This is a genomic window from Natronococcus jeotgali DSM 18795 (genome assembly GCF_000337695.1).
Classification (GTDB): Archaea; Halobacteriota; Halobacteria; order Halobacteriales; family Natrialbaceae; genus Natronococcus; species Natronococcus jeotgali.
This window is the reverse complement of sequence record NZ_AOIA01000081.1, coordinates 1-1,913: the sequence shown is the minus strand read 5'-3', so window position 1 is coordinate 1,913 and position 1,913 is coordinate 1. Positions and strand designations below refer to the sequence as shown.

Below are 1,913 nucleotides of genomic sequence, written 5' to 3'. Positions count from 1 at the left end.
TCCTGTTCACTCAGTTACTACACCGGCATTCGCTCTGTTCATCCATGGCTCAGCACAGTTCACGAAGCGACGTTCGGGAAGTACCGACAATCATGTCAGTGTCTCATCTCAAATTCGGAAGCGTGATTGTGTTGATAAAACATAATCGAAGCGACATGTTTATTAGTATAGTGTAGTTTATTACGTCACATGTCGAGCAATCGGTTTCCCCGGATAGATACTCATCCTGTTGCTGCATTTGTCGTTGGCGCTTACGCATTCACATGGATCGTCTCAGCTCCGGCAGCGTTCATGGAAGAAGGTTGGACTCCGTGGATCCTCATCTACATCGGCAGTTTTGGCCCACTAGTGAGTGCAGCGGCAGTCACGTGGTTGCGGGGCGACGGGGTCAGAGCTTGGGCACGCCAGATCTTCCGGTGGCGGGTCGGCTGGCGCTGGTGGATTGCCGCGTTCGGCGTCCCGGTCGCTATCGTGATGGTCACCACGGTTGTTCTCCTGATTATCGGCGGACCGGTCGATCTCGATCAACCCTTCCAGTCGCCCGTTCTGATCGCCATCGTCTTCCTATTTGGTCTCACCGTTAGCGGTGGGTTGAACGAAGAGCCGGGGTGGCGCGGGTTCGCGCAACCCTATCTCAATGACCGATACGATGCGCTGACAGCGAGTCTCATTATCGGCGTGATCTGGGCCGTCTGGCACCTCCCGTACTTTTTTATCCCTTTCGCCCCCCATTCCGGATTCACCGTTGTCAATCAAGTCGGTTGGTTCGTCGGTATTATCCTGTTGTCAATCATCCTCGCGTGGGCCTACAACAGCACTGGGAGCGTGCTGATTGTGATGGTCCTCCACGCCATGGTGAACACCGCCGACATCCTCCTCCCGCTGGCTCCCGATCAACTCGTCGTCGATGATGTCATCGTCGAAACTGCCGTCGCAACGGTCACCATTACACAGCTTGCGGTCACACTCCTCGTCGTCGTCGCTATTGTGGCGTACTTCGGCCGGGAATCCCTCGCTCGCGGTGAGATACCGGGAGTAGCTCACCTAGGGGGTGAGAAGCGATGAGTGGAAACGTACGATCCTCCTCACATTGACCTCCTCCACGGCCTGAAGACCGTGGAATCCGACCATCGGATTTCCGCCAAGTGTGGCGTTCGAGGTTCCAACCCGCACTCAGAGGGAACCGGCAGCATACCGGAGGAACTCTCGTTTCCTCCCTCGTATAAGGCTGTGGCCCGGTCAAACAGGCCCCGTCGAATACCATGTCATCGCCGTGCGAACCACCGCTGGCTCGCCACCCCTTGTGGTTCGGGGACGGCATCTCACGGTATTCGTCACACACACTGTTATGTTGGACCACACCAAAGCGGTTGCGATGGGAATCCAGTCTGGTCATCGAGGCCAGACAATGCACCGGGTCTACCGCTCGACCCGCGTCTGAAGACGCGGGTATGCGCTTGCGGTTCATATCACAGAACTTTTTTTCTGGATCGGTGCACCATTCTCAAACTCGGCCACAAAGACCGGATCATGGTCGTAGAGATCTTGCCTGCAGTACCTGCACTTGGTTACGGAAAGTCAAGGAGAAAGCCCCGCCCTTTAGGGCGGGGAGGATGTCAACCTCTGTTTCTCGTTATAGTAGTACATGTGCGCCCTTGTTTAGTACGAGTCTGTTACCATCTCCCGCAGATTGTAGCAGTATCAACCCTCAGTTCGCATCTGCAGGTAAGAAGCGCGTTGCGGGCTTGCTCGTCGACGGGGAGCTCGGCACTATCGAGAGTGATCGTGACTCGATACGCTGTCGTCTCATTGGTTTCTTTCATTGTATGAGTTTACCCCGAAGTCTCGACAGCCGGCACAGCGTGAGCCCGTGAGATCATCTCATTGTTGCTGACGACTCGGCGAAGTTCTTC

The 1,913-nt window shown here is 55.6% G+C and carries 1 protein-coding gene; it reads left to right on the top strand.

Annotated elements, in window-relative coordinates; translation table 11 throughout:
- The first annotated feature begins 189 nt into the window (after positions 1 to 189).
- Positions 190 to 1,065 (top strand): CPBP family intramembrane glutamic endopeptidase, encoded by an 876-nt coding sequence (locus C492_RS08855; protein ID WP_049892903.1) that lies wholly within the window; start codon positions 190 to 192, stop codon positions 1,063 to 1,065.
- The last annotated feature ends 848 nt before the right edge of the window (positions 1,066 to 1,913 follow it).